Here is a 20623-nt window from a genome sequence, read left to right as displayed (position 1 = left end):
ATCCGCACCGGTATCGATGTGCCGCTCGTCCAGGCGGACGCCACGGCGCTCCCGTTCGCGGCCGCCAGCGTGGACGTGGCCTGCTCGGCGTTCGGCGCGGTCCCGTTCGTCGCCGACAGTGGCACCGTGATGCGGGAGATCGCCCGGGTGCTGCGGCCGGGCGGCCGCTGGGTGTTCTCCACGACCCATCCGTTCGTCTGGTGCCTGCCGGATGACCCGGACGAGAACGGCCTGCGGGTCTTCCACAGCTACTTCGACCGACGCGCCTACACCGAGCATGACGAGCAGGGCAGCGCGATCTACACCGAGACGCACCGCACAATGGGCGACCGGGTCCGCGAGATCGTCGCCGCGGGATTGATCCTGCTCGACGTCATCGAGCCGGAATGGCCTCCTGGCCAGGAGCGGGCCTGGGGGCAATGGGGACCGATCCGGGGCGGATACGTCCCCTCCACCTCGATCTTCGTAACCCAGCTCCCTTCCGGGGCCTCGGGTGCCGATCAGCATGGATGCGGCGCGTACCAGGCCACCGACTCAACGCCGCGACGGGCTGACACACTATGCGAACAACGCCCCAGGGTGCGGTGAGACGGCCCGATCCCCCCCGTTATGGTGAGCCCCGGATTCGCCGTTAGGGGCAGACCGTGTATCACGCTCACTCCACACCCGGAGATGCCACGTTCAGGCGACGCGGCAATCCGGCCGTCCGCACGTGCGCGGGCGTGGTCATGACAGCGGCGCTGGGGCTCGTGGCCGGGTGCTCCTCCAGCGGCGGCGACACCGCCTCGTTCACTCCGGCGCCACGGGCCACCCGGATCGCGCCTGCCGTCGCGGCTGATCCGTTGCCACCGTTGAGCAAGTTCATCACCCAGCCGGACGGCAGCCAGGTGACGACGGTCAGCGCCGACTACCTGTTCGACTCGAACAGCAGTGAGCTCCGGAGGGAGGCCGTGACCGCGTTGGGGCAGATTCTGCCGTCGATCCGTGAACACCCCGGCCACATCGCGGTCATCGGGTACAGCGATGGGCTGGGTCGGACCGAGGACAACCTGCGGCTGTCGCAGGATCGCGCCAAGGCGGTCGAGTCGTGGCTTGCTACTCAGGGCATCCCCGGCTCGCTGCTGGAGGTCGAGGGCAAGGGCGAGGAAGGCGCGCAGGACGGCGTCGCCGACGCGAGCCGGCGCCGAGTGGAGATCGTGCTGCGATGACGAGCAATGTTCCCGTCGCTGTTCCCGTCGCTGTTCCCGTCGCTCCCACGGTGGCGGCCGAGGATGCCACCGAGGACGATCTGATGGTTGCCGGGCCGCGGCGACGGGCCCGGCGCAGGCGGCTCGCCGGTCTGGTCGCGGCGACGCTGCTCGCGACGCCGATGCTCACCGCCTGCAACACCGGCGGTCTGCTGGGCAGGGCCGACGCCTCCGCTCCGTTGGACTGCACCCGATACCAGGAGAAGGCCCCGGACAACGGCGCACCCCTGCTACTGATCCTTCTCGACCTGTCCGACAACTCGCCCGAGACGGCCGGGCGGGTGACCGCCCGGACCCAGCCCTATCTCGACACCGCGCTGAAGAACGGCGAGTACATCCGGCTGGTCGCCAGCGGCGGCGGCCCGATGACCTACTCGGACTGCTTCCACGGTGACCGGATGTTCCAGATCACTCGGAACAACGACCGACGCGAGGAGAAGGACCGGCTCGCCGCGTCGAAGGTGCTCAGTCAGGAGATCGACCACATCGTCCAAACCGAGCGGGTCAGCCCGAAGGGCAGCGTGACGGGCCTGCTCGCCGGCATCAACGACGAGATCAACGCCGTCCGTTCCACGCCCGATGTGAAGGTCAACGAGGTGACCGTGCTGGTCTGGACGGACCTCCTGGGGACCGGCCAGGACTCCGACTGCCTCAACGTCGACGGTAAGAAGGCCTCCGTGTCGATCGCCGAGGCACTGGTCAAACGGTGCTTCGAGACGCGGCAGATCACCTCCGTCGGAAACGACAGGGTGCGTTTCATCGGCGTCAACGAGGGATCAGCGGACCGCCCGCAGCAGGACCTCGCCCGTTACCTCAAGGGCGAGCTGTGCCGACGGATCAGCAGTGACTGCAGCTAGGACGGCCCCGCCCCGGCCGGACACCCGGCGTCATCATCCTCATGCCCCCGACCAGCCCGGCCCCATCGAAAGCGGCACTGCACTGACCACTCTCACCGCCACCTCAAGTCCGGCCGCGACCGTCGCCGGAGCACCCGAGATCCCGGAACACCCCGTCCGCATCCGCCGCGGCGCGCACCACGCCGACACGTCCGAGCCACTGATGATCGCGACAGCACCGGTGGAAACCCACGCAAGGAGGCGACCCATGGGTGTTCTTCACGAGCCCGAGGAGCAGCATTTCAGCCCGGCCCTCATGCGCTCGACGGTCGTGATCACCAGCTGTCTGCTCATGCTCGCGGTGCTGGAGATCTGGGTCTGGCTGACCCTGTCGTCGCCGTTCGCGAAGGTCTCCGTCACCGGCTCGATGATCGTGACCGCGCTCAGCTTCTTCATCACCGGGAACACCTTCCGACTGCGCGACATCCRCCGCCGTGTGGGCAACCAGGCCCGGGCCGGCCGGATCGCCCCGATCGACGCGCTGTCCAGGCTGCCGCCGCGGGAGACCATCCAGCGACGGTTCCTGCTGGGGGCCGTCGGTGCGGTCGTCGGGGTCGGCACGCTCGTACTGACCATGGTCTTCTCCGGTGACGAGGCCCAGGGTGCGCGCGAGGCGATGGTCGCCTCGGTGCTCGGCATCGTCTGCGCCATGCTCTGCTTCGTCGGCGGCACCTTCGCCCGTCCGATCGACTGACCGGCCGACCACGCCAACCACACCGACCAGCAGCCGACGAGGCCGACAGCTCCGTGGAACCTCTCGTCGAATGTCCCGTCGAACCCGTCCGGTCGAACCCGGAAGGACCGAGATCGGAAAGTAGGAACCTCCAAGGTGCTGCGTAGGGGAAACCAGCCAGGGCGTCTGGCCAAGCAGCTCATCCGCCGGGTGGGAGACGCCGACATTGCGCTGGCGGGCGCCGAGACCCGCCCGAAGGTCCTCAAGAGCCTCGAGGACGCGGAGGTCCAGGAGGTCCGCGCCGCGGTCCGGGCCGACGGACGGACCCTGGAAGAGCTGATCGCCGAGCTCCGGATGGAGATCGACTCCCGGGCCGAACGCCGAGAGCGGCGGACCGAGCTGATCAAGAACAAGGTCGAGCAGGGCCGGCTGTGGCGCAGCGTCGGGGTGCAGGAACGCATCCCGCAGATGGCACTGGCGGGCCCGGCCCGGGCCGCGGTGCTGACGGTGCTCGCGGCGCTGGACTTCTACGTCTTCGCCCAGTCCTACGCCGTCCTCGCCGACGTCGGCGGGTACGGGCCCGAATGGTGGCTGGGCGGCCTGCTGGGGGTCGCCGTGTTCATCGCCGGGGTGGCGCTCGCCCACGGCATCAAGGCGTCGATCCTCGCACGGGCCCAGAAGCAGATGCTCGCCGACGCCGACGCGGGCCGGTTCAAGATCGATCCGGAGATCCGCGAGCAGCTGGTGGAGTCGAAGTCGTCGCCGCTGGCCTTGACCCTCACCACCGCGATCTTCCTGCTGCTGTCCATCGCCGGAGTGCTGGTGCGCACCCAGGGATCGGCCAGCGAGAGCACCGGCGGCGCGGTGATCGTGTTCCAGGCGTTGATCCCGCTGGTCGCCGTCGCGGTCGAGCTCTACCTGCACGACCCGACGGAACGGGACGAGCCGATGCCCAACATCGTCGACCGTCGGCTCGAACGGCGGCTGGCCAAGGCCGAACGGCGGCTGCGCATCGTCGCGGCCCAGGTCGAGGCGAAGGTCTCCAGGATCGAGAAGCTCTACCGGGTCGAGGAGGCCATCCTTGACGTGGAGCAGAAGGACATGGGCCTGCGGCACACCACCGACCTCGTCCTCGGCGGTGGCCACATCCCGACCGTCCCGACGAACGGCCGGGTCGCCGAGGTGGACCGCGAGCAGTTGGAGAAGACCCTCAAGATGGCCCGTCGATCCTGATCCGGCTGACGGGTACCGATCCGGCTGACGGGTACCATATGAGACCGCCATCGAAGAGCACGCCGCCCGCGTGCCGGCCCCACAACCGGGGGTGACAATATTCCCATGCTTTCGGATGACGGCCTTTCGGATGACGGCCTTTCGGATGACGACGTAGACGAGATCGTCTTCAAGGCCGCGGGAAACGGCGACCATCGCGGCGCGGCGGCCACTCTGGAGGCCCTGGCCGAACGGAGCGAGACGCACAGCGAACGCGTCACCCGGGCATCCCTGCTGGTCGACGCGGGCAGCCAGTACGGGCTCGCGGACGACTGGGACGAGGCGATCCRCTGCTACCGGGCGGCGGTGGCGGACGGCGGCAAGTGCCCGGTCGATCCCCGCGTCTGGCTGCATGACGGCCTGCTGCGCAACGGTCAGCAGGACGACGCGGCCGCGCTGCGGGCCGAGCTGAAGGCGTCCCGGTCGGTCGATCCGGGCGTCTACGAGGCCGTGGCCGAGAGCCTGGAGTCAATCGGTCTGCTCACCGACGCCCACGCCTGGTTCACCATGGGCTACCACCGCTGCGAGCACGCCACGGTCCCCGACTTCATGCTCGATCTCCTGCTGGTCGGCCGGCGGCGGGTGCGCGTCGCCCTCGGTTATCCGACGGACGATCTCGACGAGGTGGCCGAGGACTACATGGAGACGGTCGGCGGCTGATGGCCCCCGGGGTGCCCGGGGAAGTACCCCGGGAAGAGCGCGGCCGGATGCTTCGTTGTAACCAGCCGTGAGCCCGGCCCGACCTGTCCCCMTGTCCGTGTTGGATCTCGTCCCGGTGGGCACCGGCGTCCCCGCCACCGACGCGGTCCACGGGACACTCGAACTCGCCCGACATGCCGAAAGGCTCGGATACACCCGATACTGGTTGGCCGAGCATCATGGCATCCCGGGGATCGCGAGCTCGGCGACCTCGATCCTCATCGGTCAGGTCGCCGCGGCCACCACCACCCTCAGGGTGGGGTCCGGTGGGGTGATGCTGCCCAACCATGCGCCACTCGCCATCGCCGAACAGTTCGGCACGTTGGGCACCCTCTTCCCGGGACGGATCGATCTGGGTGTCGGCCGTGCTCCCGGCACCGATCCCGCGACCGCCCGGGCTCTACGCCGCACCAGCGATCTGTCGGCCATCGACGACTTCCCCGAGCAGCTCGCCGAACTGACGACCTTTCTGGCCGGGGGGAATTTCCCCGACTCGCACCCGAGGCGCGGCGTCACCGCGTTCCCGCGGGCCGAGGTACCGCCCATCTGGTTGCTGGGATCGAGTGGCTACAGCGCCCAGGTGGCCGGCATGCTCGGCCTGCCGTTCGCGTTCGCGCACCATTTCAGCTCGGTGAACACGGTGCCGGCGTTGGAGCTCTACCGGAAGTCCTTCCGTCCCTCGCCCGGCCGGGAACGACCGTATGCGATCGTCGCCGCCGCGGTGCTCTGTGCCGCCGACGACGAGCACGCGCAGTGGCTGGCCGGACCGCAGCGGCTGGCGATGCTGCGGCTGCGTAGCGGCCGCCCCGGGGTGTTCCCTTCGCCAGAGGAGGCCGCCGCCTACCCGTGGACCTCGCGGGAGCGGTCGATCGYGGAGGCCGCCACCGCCTCGCACATCGTCGGCTCCCCGGTGACGGTTCGCGCGGGGATCGACGCGCTGCTCGACGAGACGGGTGCCGACGAGGTCATGGTCGTCACCAACGTCACCCGGCTGGCGGACCGGATCCGCTCCTACGAGCTGGTGGCCGAACTCGGYGGACTGACATCGACGGGTCCGGCGGCCGCGAGCGGCCGGGGCGCAGTACCCGTTCGGTGATCCGCGCGACCAGTCCGCGCGGCAGCAGCCGGGAGGCGTTGGAGGTCAGGTAGTTCAGCCGTCCGTCGATGACGTACGGCTGGCCGCGGTCGAGGGCACGGAACGCGGTGGCGATCACCTCGTCCGTGGTCCGCAACCGGCCACCGGCGGACATCCGGGTTCCCAGCACCTCGAAGAACTCGGTGTCGGTCGGTCCGGGGCATAACGCGAGGACGCGCACCCCCCGCCGGCGGTACTCGGCCCACAGGCCGATCGAGAACGACAGGACGAAGGCCTTCGAGGCCCCGTAGACGGTCATGTACGGGACGGCCTGGAAACCCGAGGTGGAGGAGACGTTGATGACCGTGCCGCGGCCCCGGGCCACCATGCCCGGCAGGAACAGGTGCGCGACCCGTTCGACAGCCACCACGTTCAGCATCACCTCACGGTGATCCCGGTCGGCGGACAGCTCGTGGTAGGGACCGCGTGTCCCGAACCCGGCGTTGTTGACGAGGATGTCGACCTCCAGGCCCGCTTCGGCGACCGCCTCGGCGAGGCGGTCCGGACCACGCTCGTCGGCGAGGTCGACCGCGATGACGTGCGCCTCGGTGCCGTACCGGGCGCCGAGGCGCTCCGCGACCATCCACAGCCTCGGCTCGGACGGCGCCACGAGGACGAGCCGGGCTCCACGGTCCGCGTATGCCTCGGCGAACGCCGCGCCGATGCCCGAGGATGCGCCGGTGATGAGAGCGGTGCTCATCCGAAGATCCGGGTCGGCGGTCATGCTCCTCCTGCTCAGCCGGGGTTCCRCACGGGCGTCCGCGCCGGGCGCGCCGGGCGCGCCACAGGGCGATGTCAGGAAACGCCATCATCGAACACCCGGAAGGAGGAGCACTCACCCGGCACTAGGCGGATTTTCCCTTAGGCGACAGATCGCTCACGCCAAGCATCGACAACCCGGCGAAAATTACTACGGAAAGTCACCATCGCCGTCAGAGTCCCTCACCCGCTCCGCTCGACTCACCCACGAAGAATGACTCCGATGCGCGTCTAATCAACTACAATTTCGCCGCTACCCGGCAACCGCGGCAGGAGGATCGTGTCCCTACGTAGTCGAATGCCGCGACATCCCGGCGCACTCGTCCTCGTCCTCCTCGCCATGAGTGCTGTTCTTGTCGCGACCCTCGGTCACGAACACCGCGGCCGCGACGGCAGCAGCGCGGCCGGGCCCAGTAGCCCGGACAGACCAGGGCCCACCAGCGCGGCCAGCCTTCCCGGCCCACCCGGCGCCCATGCACCACCCGGCGCCCATGCACCACACGATGAAGGGGATCCGCGGCCCGGCCCTTGGGGCCGGGCGCTGGCGGCGGGAATCCGACCCGTCCCGGCGACCCAGCCGGGCAAGCTGCGCTTTGGTCTCGGGCCGGCGCTCGACAGCGCCCTCGCCTCGCCGCTCGCCGGGAACCTGGACTTTCTCACCACCTGGTACAACGGCCCGGGCGACCTGAGCTTTCTACGGAAGTGGCGGGCGGACCTGATTCCCGAGGTCTACCGTTCCGGCCACGGCATTCATCTCGTCGTCTGGCTCGACGGCACCGGCAGCGTGGGGACCTTCCAGACCTCCCATGGCCCCGCCTGCGGCCGGGAGTACCCGTTGTCCGGCGCCTTTCTCAYCGACGCCCGCGAGCTCGCCTCGATCTTCGCCGGACCCGCGAACGGCCCGGCGCTCTACGTCACGCTCTTCACCGAACTGCAGACATATCCGTGCCAGTCCAACGAGTGGGCCGCCACACCCGAGACCACGAACTACTACCGGGCTCTGCAGGACCGGTATCTGGCGACCCAGGAGATCTTCCATGCCGGGGCGCCCAACGCCCGGGTGTCGCTGGGCTGGGGCGGTTGGCAGAGCCGCTGGGACGATCCGGTGAAGGGCGGCGGCCGCTCTCTGATCACACACTTCGCGGACGTGCTGCGGGCGTCGGACTTCCAGAGCTTCCAGGCGATGGGGAACGATTCCAACGCCGCCGACGTGCGGAACATGACGAAGCTGCTGGGACAGTACGGCCCGGTCATGGTGGCGCATTTCAAGTCGGGGTCGCAGGCGGCCTGGGACGCGGACATGCACGCCCTGCTCGCCGGTGACGAGGTGCGCAAGCTCAGCCTGGACGGGCTGTTCGCCTTCAGTTTCATGGACCAGTCCAACATCAACTTCTCACCGCAGGCGCTGGCCACCGCCCGGGGGGCGGTGCAGAGCCACGGCGTCCGGTCCTCGTACTAACTGATCTCCTAGAACGATCAGTTAGTACGCGTGCGGAGAGGGTAGTCGGTTAGGACTACGAGGCAGCCGTGGCCCGCGCCCGCCGCACGCGATGATYACGCAATGATGAGGAGGAGRCCGCGCGGATGCGTCTGCCCGCAGCCCGGACCGTCCTGCGCGTGCCGAGCGCCCTCCTGGGGGCGGTGGCCCAGCCGGTTCTCGCCCATACGGTTCTTGCCCATACCCGGACCGGGTGGAGTCCGGATTCAAAGCCCGGTTCCCTCGCACCCGGGCCCCCCACGCCCCGCGGCGTCGATCGCGACGGCGCCGATCGCGACGGCGCCGATCGCGAGATCGCCGGCTCCACGGCGGCCGGCGAACCGCGGGGGAGGGCCGACGCCCACCACCTTCTCAGTCTCGGGATCCGGGGGATCTCCGGGCCTGCCGGCGAATCCCGTCGCCGGCAGCTGGAACGAGTACTGGAGAATCAGCCCGGGGTGGCGTGGGCCCGGGTCAACGAGCCGTTGCAATGTGTCCTGATCGGGCTCGCCGAACCGCCCCCCACCCTCGACGACCTGGTCGCGGCCCTCGGCCGGGTGGAGGGCGTCGCGCTCGAACCGAAGCCGGGAGCGGTGGCGAGGTTCGCGGCGCCGGTCCGCCGGACGGCCGCGGCACTGGCGGCCGACGGGGTCGCGTTCGCGCTGGCGTCGGCGGGCCGGCTCGCCCGGGCGGTGCCACTGCCCATCGAGATCGCATCGCTGGTCACCCTCGTCGACACCCAACCCCGGCTGCGCCGGTGGGTGGAGCAGATGCTCGGCGCGGGCCGGGCCGACGTCGTCCTCGGGCTGGTCAACGCCGGTGCCCTCGCCCTGGCGCAGGGGAATCTCGGTCTCGCGGTCGACGCCGGCTACCGGATGGTCGCGCTGGGCGAGGCGCGTGCGCGCCGGGACGCCTTCATGACGGCTCGGGACGGGCTGCTCGGTCATCCGGACTGGGCCGCGGCCGAGCCGGTGGTGACCGAACGGCCGCGACCGCTGCCGGACGGTCCGGTGGAGCGCTACGCCGACCTCGCCGTGCTCGGCGGGCTCGGCGGGTTCGCGGCCGCCACCGCCGCCACCGGGAATCCGCGCCGTGCCGTGGCGCTGGCCGCCACCTCGCTGCCACGCCCGGCCCGGGTCGGGCGGGAGGGCTTCGCCGCCCAGTTGACCCGCGTCCTGGCGCGCCGCGGCGTCCACGTCATGGATTCGGCGGCCCTGCGGGTGCTCGACCGCGTCGACACCATCGTCATCGACGCCGACGTCCTGCGCGGAGAGGAACGCATAATCGCCGACGTCGTGCCGCTGGCCGGTGCGAACCGCAGCGACGTCGCGGTCCGCGCGCACGCCCTGTTCCGTCCGGCCGGTATCAGCGCCGTCGCCACCGCGGAGGGCTGGGCCCTCGGGCCGGTGGAACAGCTCGGCCTGCGCGGCCGGACCGGTGTCCGGGAGCGCCGCGAACTGGCCCGGTCCGGGGCGGACACGGTGCTCGGTCTGGCTCAGGGCAGCAGGCTGATGGCCATCGTGTCGGTCGAACCCGGGCGAGCGGAGGGGAGCCACCACCTGCTGGCCGCCTGCCGCCGTTCCGGGCGGGCGGTGTTCATCGCCGGTGACCCTCCCGCCGGCGCCGGCGGAACAGTGGAGGACACCAACAACCTTCCCGGGGTACCCGGGGGGGACCGGTTGGTCGGGACGATCCGCGGTCTGCAGGCCGAGCGCGGCGGCGTCCTGGTCGTGTCCCGCCGACGGGCCGCGGTCGGCACCGCGGACTGCGGCGTCGGCGTGAACGGCCACGACGGCTCGCCGGCCTGGGGGGCGCACATCCTGGTTGGGAATGACCTGGCCGCCGCCAGCCTCGTGATCGAGGCGGTCGCCGCGGCCGCCCAGGTGAGCCGGCACGCGGTGCGGCTCGCCCAGGTGGGCTCGGGTGCCGGTGCGTTGGCCATGCTCACCGGGGCCGACCCGCGGCTGGTCTCCCGGGCCATGACAATGGTCACCGCGGCGGTCACCGCCGCCCTCGGCGAGGGGATCTGGGCGGCGCGGGAACTGGGTCGCCGCCCCCCGCCGCCCGCAGTCCCCCGTACCCCGTGGCACATCCTGCCGGCCGAGGACTGCCTGGCTCTGCTGGACAACAGCCGCCCGGGTGGGCTGTCCACCGAGGAGGCGGCGCGACGCCGCCAGGACGGCGCGGTGTCGATGCAGGCGACCGCGCCCAGCCTCGTCCGGGCGTTCGCGGCCGAACTGGCCAACCCGCTCACCCCCGTCCTCCTCGGCGGCGCCGCGCTGTCGGCCGCGACCGGTTCCGTGCTGGACGCCGGTCTGGTGCTCAGCGTCGCGATCGGCTCGGCGTTCGCCGGCGCGGTCCAGCAGATACGGGCGGACCGGGCACTCGCCCGACTGTTCGCCGTCTCGGCGGTTCCGGCCCGGGTGCTGCGGGACGGCGAGGAGACCAAGCTGCCGGCGGACGACCTGGTCCCGGGCGACATCATCATGGTCGGGGCCGGGGATGTCGTCCCCGCGGACTGCCGGCTCCTGTCGACGACGGGGCTCGACGTCGACGAGTCGTCGCTGACCGGCGAGTCCATGCCGGTCACGAAATCGCCCGGACCGGTGGCAGCCGCCAACCTGGCAGACCGCTCCTCGATGATCTACGAAGGAACGACCGTCGCCGGCGGGCGGGGCGCCGGCGTGGTGGTGGCCACCGGCTCGGCCACCGAGGCGGGGCGCAGCATGGCCGCGACCGCCGGTCCCGCCCGGCTCAGCGGCGTCGAGGCGCGACTGTCCACAATCACCGATCTCACCATTCCGGTGGCGCTCGCCGCCGCCGGGGCACTGTTGGCCTCCGGGTTGATCCGTGGCCTGCCGATCCGGGACACGCTCAGCGCCGGGGTGGCGCTCGCCGTCGCGGCGGTGCCCGAAGGGCTGCCCTTCCTCGCGACCGCCGCCCAGCTTTCCGCCGCCCGACGGCTCTCGGCACGGGGCGCGCTGGTACGCAACCCCCGCACCATCGAGACCCTCGGCCGGGTGGACGTGCTGGGTTTCGACAAGACCGGAACGCTCACCGAGGGCAGGATCCGCCTGCACGCCGTCTCGGACGGCACGCACACCGCCGCGGTGACCGAGTTCGGAGCGACGCATCGGCGGGTGCTGGCCGCCGGGCTACGCGCCACGCCGCGCGGCAAAGGAAAGAAGAAGTTGCCGCATCCGACCGATCGCGCGGTGCAGAAGGGAGCGGCCGCGGCGGCGGTGACCCGCGAGTACGGTCTCGCCGTGTGGTCGCCGACGGCCTCGCTTCCCTTCGAGCCGGGCCGCGGCTACCACGCGGCAGTGGGGGATGCCGGCACGACCACGGTGCTGAGCGTCAAAGGGGCGCCCGAGGTGCTGCTGCCACGGTGCGCCCGCATCCGGACCGCCGACGGAACGGCACCGCTGAACGACCGCCGGCGGGCGAGGCTCATCCAGGAGCACAGCCGGCTCGCGGGCGCGGGCTACCGCGTCCTCGCGGTGGCCGATCGCGACCTGGGGTCCGCGCCCCGACCGGCGGACGAGGAACTCACCGATGACAGCGTGGCCGAGTTGGCCTTCCTCGGCTTCCTCGTCCTGTCCGACCCGGTCCGGACCACGGCCGGGGCGTCGCTGGAGGCGCTGCGCGCCGCGGGCGTGCAGGTGCTGATGATGACCGGAGACCATCCGGCCACCGCCAGGACGATCGCCACCGAACTGGGAGTGCTCACCGACGACCAGATCATGCTGACGGGTGTCGAGCTCGAAGCCATGGACGACGAGGCCCTGGACGCGGTCCTGCCCAGGGTGGCCGTGATCGCCCGGAGCACTCCGCTGCATAAGGTGCGGGTCGTGGAGGCCTACCAGCGGCTGGGCAAGACGGTGGCGATGACCGGCGACGGCGCCAACGACGCGCCCGCCATCCGGCTCGCCGACGTCGGCCTCGCGCTGGGCCGGCGTGGCACGCCGGCGGCCCGGGCCGCCGCCGACGTGATCGTGACGGACGACCAGCTGAACACGATCATCGACGTGCTCGTCGAGGGCCGTTCGATGTGGGCCTCGGTCCGCCAGGCCCTGGGCATCTTCGTGGGCGGGAACCTCGGCGAGATCGCGTTCACTCTCCTCGGCTCCATGGCCACCGGGCGGTCGCCACTGTCCGCGCGGCAACTGCTGCTCGTCAACCTGCTCACCGATCTCGCCCCGGCCCTGGCCGTCGCGCTGCGCGAGCCGGATCCGGAGGCGACCGGACAGCTCCTCAGCGAGGGCCCGGAGCGCTCCCTCGGTACCGCCCTGAACCGGGAGATCGCGGTGCGGGCGGTCGCCACGACCCTCGCCGCCACGGGTGCCTGGATCATCGCCCGCCTCACCGGGCGCCGACGGCACGCGAACACGGTCGGCCTCGCCGCGCTCGTCGGCTCGCAACTGGGCCAGACGCTGCTCGTCGGCGGCCGCAGCCGGACGGTCCTGCTGAGCATCGCCGCCTCGGCGGTCGTCCTGGCCGCCATCGTGCAGATGCCAGGCGTCAGCCAGTTCTTCGGTTGCACCCCGCTCGGTCCGGCGGGCTGGTCGATCGCGATCGGCGCGTCGCTGGCGGGGACGTTGCTCTCCTTCCTCCTCCAAGCCTCCGCCGGGCTGCAGTCCGCCGCAGGACACCTTTGGGTACGTGCGAGGTGAGTTGCGAGGTGAGTGGGGTAGGTGCCCGCACAGAAGCGGCCATGATATCGCGGTTGAGGAATCTGATATTGAACCTGTGAGGTGACGCCGGTGGCCGACATCCTCGTACGTGACGTGCCGACGCGGTTCTCCCCAAGCTCGACGCTGCCTCCGCCCGAGCCGGAATCTCGCGTGTCGAGTATCCGCGCCGCACGCTTGCCGCCGCAGCCGGCCATCACCGGGCCCCGAGCGTCCCCGATCCRCTGATCGCAGCGACAGCGGAAGCCGCCGGCCTCGGTCGCTCCACTCGACCTGACCGCGTTCCTGGCGGGGATTGGAGAGCTGGGGCGGCCCTGGGCGCCAACGCATACTCGACCGTTACGTGATGGTACAGTCGCAACCGTGCGGGATGTGGCTACTTCGCCGCAGATAGCCGCGATCGACCCGCATCGACGCGTGTTCGCGCTGGCGAACGGGACCCGTCCGCGGATCCCAGCGGCAGCCTGCTCGTGTTCGTCCAGGTTAGCGACCTGCGCCACTCTGCCGAGGAGCGTCCAAGCAGTGACGGCAAAGCAGAACCTGGCCATCGCCTGTGCCGACCATCTGCTAGGCGGAAGTCCGCGTACCCACCTGCCCCACCTGCCCCAGCTCGCCGGCCGCGGCGCACTGGTCACCGGTGCCTCCAGCGGGATCGGGCGCGCCGTCGCCCTTCGGTTGGCGCGGGCCGGCGCATTTGTCATCGCGACCGGTCGCGATGAGGAGGTGCTGGCGAGGATGGTCAAGGAGGCCGACGAGGTCGGTCTGACCATCCACCACCAGGCTGCGGACATCACCGATCCCGCGGACCGCGGCTGTCTGGTCGACATGGTCCGTGATCAGCCCACGGACCTGAAGATCCTGGTGCACTCGGCAGGGGCCTACCACCGCGGCGCGATCGCCGACGCCCCACTGACCGACCTTGACGAACAGCTGGACATCAATGTACGCGCGCCCTATGTGCTCACCCAGATGCTGATTCCGGACCTCGTCCGGACCGGTGGCGACGTGGTGTTCATCAACTCCACCCAGGGCTTGTCCGCCGGCGCCGGCGTCGGCCAGTACGCCGCGGCCAAGCACGCCCTGCGGGCGATCGCCGACAGCCTGCGGGCGGAGGTCTCGGCTGCCGGGGTGCGGGTGTGCACGGTCTTCCCGGGCCGCACGGCGACCCCCATGCAGCAAAAAATCTTCCAGGCCGAGGGGCGGGCGTGGAATGCCGACCTGCTCATCGCGCCCGACGACATCGCCGACGTCGTGACCGGGGCAGTGGCACTTCCCGACCGCGCGAGTATCACCGAGATCGTGATACGCCCCACCCATGGACCCGGACCAGTGGACTCGTTCGTAGCTCGTCCGCAGACGGGCTAGACCTCACAACGCTGTGCGGCGACTGCCGCCCAGGTCCCAGGTTCGCCCGCTAGCCGGCTGCCGGCGCCACGATGTTCACCCGATCGGGGGCGCGATGGGCAATTCAACACCTACGTTAGTGTTTGTTCCTCCGAGGTATCGCCGTGGCCTCGCCTGGGACGGCACGCACGGCTGACGATCAAGGGGGCGCGTTGACCCGGAGGACCTCGCCAGAATCCGCCCAGCAGGAGAGCTTCCGTCCCTCGCGGCAGCTCCCAGCACCTCAGACCGGGCTGGAGCTGCCCACGTTGACCGGCTTGCGGGGAGTCGCCGCCACTCTGGTGTTCCTCCGCCACATCCACGCGGACGTCCAGGGGACCCTGCCGGTGGTCGCGGTGCTGGGCAACATCGGTTACGTGGGCGTCACGTTCTTCTTCGTGCTGTCGGGGTTCGTCCTCACCTGGGCGACCAGGCCGATCACCGCGGGGCAGTTCTACTGGCGCCGGTTCGCCCGGGTCTATCCCCTGTACTTCGCCGCCATCTGGATCTGGCTCGCGATCGCGTGGCCGCTGGGGACATTGGGGGACTTCGGCTCGAAGCCCCTCTCCATCCTGCCGAGTCTGCTCCTCGTCCAGGCATGGGTTCCAACCCAGTCGATCTATTTCGGCTGGGGTGGTGCCGTGCTGTGGTCGTTGTCCTGCGAGGCGTTCTTCTACCTGGTCTTCCCCCACGTGTACCGCAGGTTCGCGACCCGCACCAACCCCGAACGCATCCGCGCCGCGCTCCTGTTCGTTCTCCCTGCCGCGGCCGTGGCATGTGCGGCGAGCACCGCGGGCTCTCGGTTCGATCTTGCCGCGTACGCGAACCCGGCGGTGYGGCTCGGCGAGTTCGTCCTTGGCGTGGTCCTTGGGTTGCTGGCTCGTGAGGGTGCCCGCGCAACGCCGTGGCAGCGTCGGATGCTCACCGCCTTCTCCTGCGCCTGGCTGGTCGTCCCGATACTCCTGGGCTACCGCTACGGCCATCTACAGGGATTCATGGACACGCTCACACTGCCGGCGTTTGCCATCATCATCTTCCTGGCCGGCACCCGTGAGGCGGACGGCCGCCGGATTCCGGTGTTCAGCTCCCGCCCACTCGTCTATTTCGGCGAGATCTCCTACGCCTTCTATCTCATTCACCCCGCCACACTCACGATCAGCGGGGAACTCGGCTGGGTCGACGCCACCACCGCGGCCGGGACGRCGCTCGCCATCCTCGCCGACTTCGCCCTGTCCTTCGCCTTCRCCGCGGTCCTGCATCACACGGTGGAAGGCCCGGCCCGCCGATGGCTGATGGGGGTACTCCGGTCACGATCATCCCCCCGTCATGCCTACCGGAGTCTGCTGCCCGATGTGCGACCGCGGATCCCACCGGAGTCCGCAAGCGCGGATCATGTCGTACCTGTCGCTCGTCCGTGACCACCGGCCCATCCCGCCCGGACGGAGGTCGGACGACGCATCGCCCTGTGAACGGCCATCACCCGCCCCCCGCGTGACGGAGCCGGGAAGGCCCGGTTCACGATGGTGGCCGGTCCCGACTTCGGACCGGCCCCGGACCGCGGCCATCGGTCCCGGCRGACGGAGGTGCCCATGGGCTCGCCCGTTGGTAAGTCCTCGGCCTGGCGCAACTGGGCGGGCAACGAGACCGTCCGGTCGGTGCGCCTCGCCCGCCCCCGCGACGCGGAGGAGATCTCCGCCCTGGTCGGTACCGCCATCCGGGACGGCCATCAGATCCGGGCGATCGGATCGTCCCATTCCATGAGCGCCATCGGCCGCCCGGACCCGGGCTCCGTCCAGGTCCGCCTGGACAGGTGCGCCGACCTCGTCGCTCTGGACGGCGGCAGCGGCCTGGTGACGGTGCGCGGTGGGATGACCATGCGCCGGCTGAACCGGCTGCTCGCGGAGGCCGGGCTCGCCCTGACCAACCAGGGCGACGTCGACGAGGTGACCATCGCGGGTGCCATCTCGACCGGCACCCACGGCACCGGGAGCCGCTTCGGCGGCCTGTGCACCCAGGTCCGGGCACTCGAGGTGGTACTCGGCGACGGCAGTGTGGTCACCTGTTCACGCGGCGAACGTCCCGAGTTGTTCGCCGCCGCCCGGCTGGGCCTGGGTGCCGTCGGCGTCGTCACGTCGGTCACCCTGCAGGCGGTGCCGCTGTTCGCCCTGCAGGTCCAGGAGGGTCCGATGCGCCTGGACGAGGTCCTCGACACCTACGACGATCTCGTCGACCAGACCGACCACCTCCGCTTCTCGTGGTTTCCGCACACCACGACGGCCCTGGTCAGACGCGGGCAGCGGCGTCCGCTCGACGACGGCCTGGCGCCGCTGCCCCGGCTGCGCTGCTGGGTTGACGACGAACTGGTGTCGAACACCCTCTTCGGCGCGCTGATGACGACGGGCCGGCGGATGCCCGCGGCGGTGCGGCCCATCGCGCACGTCAGCGCGCGGGCCTCGGGCAGCCGCACGTTCCGCGACCTGTCCTACCGGGTGTTCACCTCCCACCGCCGGGTCCGGTTCAAGGAGATGGAGTACGCCCTCCCCCGTGCCGATCTCGCCGCGACGCTGCGTGAGCTGGTCTACGCCATGGGGAGCGCGGACGTGCGTGCCGTCTTCCCGGTGGAGGTCCGATGTGCCGCCGCGGACGAGATCCCGATATCGACGGCGTACGGCCGCGACACCGCCTACATCGCCGTGCACGTGGATCATCGCGGTGCGCACGGCGACTACTTCGRCCTCGCCGAGAAAATCATGTTGTCGGTCGGCGGCCGGCCGCACTGGGGCAAACTGCATTCACTGGACGCGGCGACGCTGCGTGGGCTCTATCCCCGTTTCGACGACTTCCTGGCCGTGCGCGACGCCGCCGACCCGACCGGGGTGTTCGCGAACGCGTATCTCGACCGCGTCCTCGGCTCACCGGCCTGCGCCACCAACGCTCGGTGACCCGACCGCGGCACGCCACGGCGGTTTCTCGCCGATGTGGCGACGGGCGGAGCAGCGGTCGCGGGCGGTTCAGCCTGCGGTGGTCCGGCCGCCGACGTCCTCCCCGAGGTAGGCCTGYCGGACCCGGTCGTCGGCCAGCAGACTCGCGGCGGTACCCGCCAGCACGACCTCGCCGGTCTCCAGCACGTAGCCGCGGCCCGCGATCCGCAGCGCCGAAGCCGCGTTCTGCTCGACCAGCAGTACCGCGACCCCCTCCCGGTTGATCTCCGCGATCACCTCGAAGATGGTCTGAACGATCATTGGGGCCAGCCCCATCGACGGCTCGTCGAGGAGCATCAGCCGGGGACGGCTCATCAGCGCGCGTCCGATCGCGAGCATCTGCTGCTCGCCGCCGGACAACGTGCCTCCCGGCTGCGCGATCCGCTCGGCCAGCCGGGGGAAGAGCGCGAGCACCCGGCCGAGGTCGGTCCGCACATGCCGGCGATCGTGGTAGGCGCCCATCAGGAGGTTCTCTCGGACACTCATGCTCGGGAAGATTCGCCGGCCCTCGGGCACGTGGCTCACCCCCCGGCCGACGAGTTCGTGCGCCGGAATTGACGACAATGGGCGACCGTCCAGCCACGTCTGTCCCGCCCGGGGCCGCAGCAGTCCGGAGACCGTCCGCAGCGTGGTTGTCTTGCCGGCGCCGTTGGCCCCGAGCAGGGTGACGATCTCGCCCTCGGCCACCTCCAGGCTGACGCCGCGCAGGGCGGTGACGGCGCCGTAGGCGACCTCGACATTGGCCAGGGTCAGCAGCATCAGCGCAGTTCCTTCCACCCGGCGGGGCCGGCCGCGCCGGGATCCACCACATCGGGATCCGCCGCGCCGGCGTCGGCCAGGCCCAGGTACGCCTCGATGACCGCCGGGTCCCGCTGGACCTCCACCGGCGTGCCGGACGCGATGATCCGGCCGAAGTTGAGCACCACCACCGAGGTCGCCACCGACATGACCAGCCGCATGTCATGCTCGATGAGCAGGACCGACACCCCGGTGCCCGCGATCCGGATGATCAACTCTGCCAGGTCACGCTTCTCCGCCGGGTTCGTGCCGGCCGCGGGCTCGTCGAGCAGCAGCAGGCGCGGCTCGGTACCGAGCGCCCGGGCGATCTCCAACCGGCGTTGCTCGCCGTAGGGCAGCGACGAGGCGAGCTCGTGCGCCCGGTGCGGCAGGCCCACGAGCTCAAGCAGCTCCAGCGCGTGCCGCACGCCGTCACGCTCGGCCCGCCGGGCGCCCGGCAGCCCCAGCACCGCGGCCAGCGGCCCGTACCGCTGCCGCACCTCGGTCCCGATCTGGACGTTCTCCAGCGCCGACAGGGCGGGGAAGAGCCGGATGTTCTGGAAGGTCCGGGCGACGCCGAGCCGGGTGATGGCGTGCGGGCTGCGCCCCACCAGCTCGGCCTGCCTGCCGGGCCGGGGCCAGAAGGTGACCGATCCCTGCTGCGGGCGGTATGCCCCGGTGAGGCAGTTGAACAGCGAGGTCTTGCCGGCCCCGTTCGGTCCGATCACCGCCAGGATCTCGCCCCGGCGCTGGCGCAGTGAGACGCCGTCGAGGCTGGTCACACCCCCGAACCGCAGCGCCAGGTCGCGGGCCTCCACCACTAGGTCCTCCGGGCCTCCGCCGCGCCCGGCTTCCCCCGGGCCCTGGCTGTCCCCGCGGCCCTGGCTGCTCCCGCGGCCCTGGCTGCTCCCGCGCTGCCGGTCCCGGGAGCGCCGGTGTCCCGGCGGGGAGACGCGGTGCGCTCCGCCCCTGGTCACGGCTTGCCCCCCGTGGGCGCGGCGCCCAGGGAGTCCGCCGCGCCGATGCCGGCCTCCGCGAGCTGGATCTCCCGACGCCGCCGGCGCGACGGCACGAGTCCCTGCGGACGGAAGATCATCATGATCACGATGACAGCGCCGAAGTAGATGTACCGGTCCGCGGGCGGGACCTTGTCGCGCAGGTAGAAGGCGATGCCCTGGAGGACGACGGCACCGACCACCACCCCGAGCCGGGAACCCATCCCGCCGAAGATGACGACGGCGACGACGAAGAACGACGCCTGCAGGCTGAAGCTCTGCGGGTTGAAGAACTGTTTGGAGGCGAAGAGCACGCCGGCGAAGCCCGACACCGAGGCGCCGATAGCGAAGGCGAGCAGCTTCATCCGCAGGGTCGCGACCCCGGTCGCCTCGGCTGCGATCTCGTCCTCGCGGATCGCCGCCCAGGCCCGGCCGATCCTGGACCGTTCCAGCCGACCGAAGGCGATCATGACTCCGACGATGATGGCCAGGAGCAGGTAGTAATACGGCAGCGGATCGATGCCCCACTCGTAGCCGAGGCCGAGCAGGTTGATCGACAGGTGCGGAACGCCGAAGGCCCCCCGGGCACCGTTCGTGATGTTGTCGGCGTTGTTCGCGATCAAATGGATGATCTCACCGAAACCGAGCGTGACGATCGCCAGGTAGTCACCCCGCAGCCGCAGCGTCGGCGCGCCCAGGACGACGCCGGCGAGCGCGGCAAGGACCAGCGCGATCGGGAAGACGAAGAACGGGTTGAGCACGAAGGGCGCGTGCCACGGCATCGCGGTCTGTGAGGTGAAGTAGGCCGTCGCGTAGRCACCGATGGCGAAGAAGGCGATGTAGCCGAGGTCGAGCAGGCCGGCGTAGCCGACCACGACGTTCAGGCCCAGTGCGAGCAGCGCGTAGATGCCGATGTCGTTGACCATCGACTGCTGCGCGGCGGTCGAGACGACCAGCGGGGCGATGATCGCGACCGCCAGAAGCGCCAGGTTCAGCGCGATCGGGCCGCCCCGGGTGGCGTAGGCCGCGCTCACCGGCCCCCGGATGCCGGCCGTCAGCCGGCCCGCCGCGCCCCGCAGTTCGACGCCGAGCGCCAGGACGATCCACAACGCGGCGGCGAGCCCCAGGTAGGGCAGGATCCGCGCGTCCAGCACCGAATCCTGAAATGCCTTCAGCGGTTTGTCGGAGCCCCCGGCCGGACCGGTCACCACCGCGGCGAGYACACCCACCAGCAGCAGCACCCCGAGCTGGCGCARCCGGGCCGGGGAGAACAGCACGGCCGGACGCAGCGATGCGCCCGCCGGGTCGCCACCAGACCCGCCACCCGGCCCGGCGGGTGGGAGCGGCGCCCCGGCCCTCGGCGRGCGGGCGGACGACGTCGCAGCGCTCACGCTGCCCTCCCTAGACGTTCCCCGAGCAGGCCGGACGGTCGGATCATCAGGATGCCGACCAGGACCAGGAAAGCGATCACGTCCTTGTAGGACGCCTGGAAGATATATCCGCCATAGCTTTCCACCAATCCGAGGAGCAGGCCGCCGAGYATCGCCCCGCGCACGTTGCCGATGCCGCCGAGGACCGCGGCGGTGAACGCCTTCACCCCGGGGACGAACCCAGGGCTCCGGCGAGGTAGCGCAGCGT

At 70.9% G+C, this 20623-nt stretch carries 16 protein-coding genes and 1 pseudogene; 12 read left to right on the top strand and 5 right to left on the bottom strand.

The genetic code is table 11. The annotated features are described in order from the left end of the window. The 7 genes from KBI5_RS13635 to KBI5_RS13605 all read left to right on the top strand — a co-directional run. Positions 1–588 (top strand): class I SAM-dependent methyltransferase (locus KBI5_RS13635; protein ID WP_133057030.1); only part of this gene is annotated, 588 nt, incomplete at its 5' end. Positions 589–728: 140 nt separating this feature from the next. Then, positions 729–1208, top strand: a complete 480-nt coding sequence (locus tag KBI5_RS13630) for an OmpA family protein (RefSeq protein WP_241882870.1) — start codon at positions 729–731, stop codon at positions 1206–1208. Then, positions 1205–2104: a hypothetical protein gene (locus tag KBI5_RS13625; protein ID WP_085015447.1), complete on the top strand. Its 900-nt coding sequence runs from the start codon at positions 1205–1207 to the stop codon at positions 2102–2104. Before KBI5_RS13630 ends, KBI5_RS13625 begins: the two co-directional genes overlap by 4 nt. 247 nt (positions 2105–2351) lie before the next feature. Next, on the top strand, positions 2352–2837 hold the full coding sequence (locus tag KBI5_RS13620; protein ID WP_085015446.1) for a hypothetical protein: 486 nt from the start codon (positions 2352–2354) through the stop codon (positions 2835–2837). A 135-nt stretch (positions 2838–2972) separates the two neighbouring features. Then, entirely contained in the window at positions 2973–4049 is a 1077-nt protein-coding gene (locus KBI5_RS13615; RefSeq protein WP_011434819.1) for a hypothetical protein, read from the top strand. A 105-nt stretch (positions 4050–4154) separates the two neighbouring features. Next, positions 4155–4748: a hypothetical protein gene (locus tag KBI5_RS13610; RefSeq protein WP_085015445.1), complete on the top strand. Its 594-nt coding sequence runs from the start codon at positions 4155–4157 to the stop codon at positions 4746–4748. Positions 4749–4815: 67 nt separating this feature from the next. Continuing rightward, positions 4816–5883, top strand: a complete 1068-nt coding sequence (locus KBI5_RS13605) for an LLM class flavin-dependent oxidoreductase (RefSeq protein ID WP_085015444.1) — start codon at positions 4816–4818, stop codon at positions 5881–5883. Here KBI5_RS13605 and KBI5_RS13600 read toward each other — a convergent pair. After that, entirely contained in the window at positions 5771–6646 is an 876-nt protein-coding gene (locus KBI5_RS13600; RefSeq protein WP_085015443.1) for an SDR family oxidoreductase, read from the bottom strand. The genes KBI5_RS13605 and KBI5_RS13600 overlap by 113 nt on opposite strands. Before the next feature lie 315 nt (positions 6647–6961). Between KBI5_RS13600 and KBI5_RS13595 the strand changes: the two genes are divergently transcribed. The 5 genes from KBI5_RS13595 (at position 6962) to KBI5_RS13575 (ending at position 17174) form a co-directional block, all read left to right on the top strand. Beyond that, positions 6962–8140, top strand: a complete 1179-nt coding sequence (locus KBI5_RS13595) for a hypothetical protein (RefSeq protein ID WP_241882869.1) — start codon at positions 6962–6964, stop codon at positions 8138–8140. Between the two features lie 125 nt (positions 8141–8265). Further along, positions 8266–12831, top strand: coding sequence for a cation-transporting P-type ATPase (locus KBI5_RS13590; RefSeq protein ID WP_085015441.1), 4566 nt, complete (start codon positions 8266–8268; stop codon positions 12829–12831). 540 nt (positions 12832–13371) lie between these two features. Beyond that, a complete protein-coding gene (locus KBI5_RS13585) occupies positions 13372–14214 on the top strand; it encodes an SDR family NAD(P)-dependent oxidoreductase (protein WP_235462977.1) in 843 nt (280 codons plus the stop codon). A 191-nt stretch (positions 14215–14405) separates the two neighbouring features. Further along, positions 14406–15650: an acyltransferase gene (locus KBI5_RS13580; protein WP_241882868.1), complete on the top strand. Its 1245-nt coding sequence runs from the start codon at positions 14406–14408 to the stop codon at positions 15648–15650. A 171-nt stretch (positions 15651–15821) separates the two neighbouring features. Next, a complete protein-coding gene (locus KBI5_RS13575; RefSeq protein WP_241882867.1) occupies positions 15822–17174 on the top strand; it encodes a D-arabinono-1,4-lactone oxidase in 1353 nt (450 codons plus the stop codon). A 69-nt stretch (positions 17175–17243) separates the two neighbouring features. Here KBI5_RS13575 and KBI5_RS13570 read toward each other — a convergent pair whose 3' ends face one another. The 4 genes and pseudogenes from KBI5_RS13570 to KBI5_RS13555 all read right to left on the bottom strand — a co-directional run. Beyond that, positions 17244–17972, bottom strand: a complete 729-nt coding sequence (locus tag KBI5_RS13570) for an ABC transporter ATP-binding protein (protein WP_011434810.1) — start codon at positions 17970–17972, stop codon at positions 17244–17246. After that, positions 17972–18811 (bottom strand): ABC transporter ATP-binding protein, encoded by an 840-nt coding sequence (locus KBI5_RS13565; protein ID WP_241882871.1) that lies wholly within the window; start codon positions 18809–18811, stop codon positions 17972–17974. The genes KBI5_RS13570 and KBI5_RS13565 overlap by 1 nt, the downstream gene beginning before the upstream one ends. 152 nt (positions 18812–18963) lie before the next feature. After that, positions 18964–20376, bottom strand: a complete 1413-nt coding sequence (locus KBI5_RS13560) for a branched-chain amino acid ABC transporter permease (protein WP_085015437.1) — start codon at positions 20374–20376, stop codon at positions 18964–18966. Further along, positions 20373–20623 (bottom strand): annotated as a pseudogene (locus tag KBI5_RS13555) (branched-chain amino acid ABC transporter permease); the annotation flags it as partial. The pseudogene KBI5_RS13555 and the gene KBI5_RS13560, both read right to left, overlap by 4 nt.

It is taken from the genome of Frankia sp. KB5, assembly GCF_002099325.1.
In the GTDB taxonomy this organism is placed as follows: Bacteria; Actinomycetota; Actinomycetes; order Frankiales; family Frankiaceae; genus Frankia; species Frankia casuarinae.
This window is presented reverse-complemented; position numbering and strand designations above follow the sequence as displayed.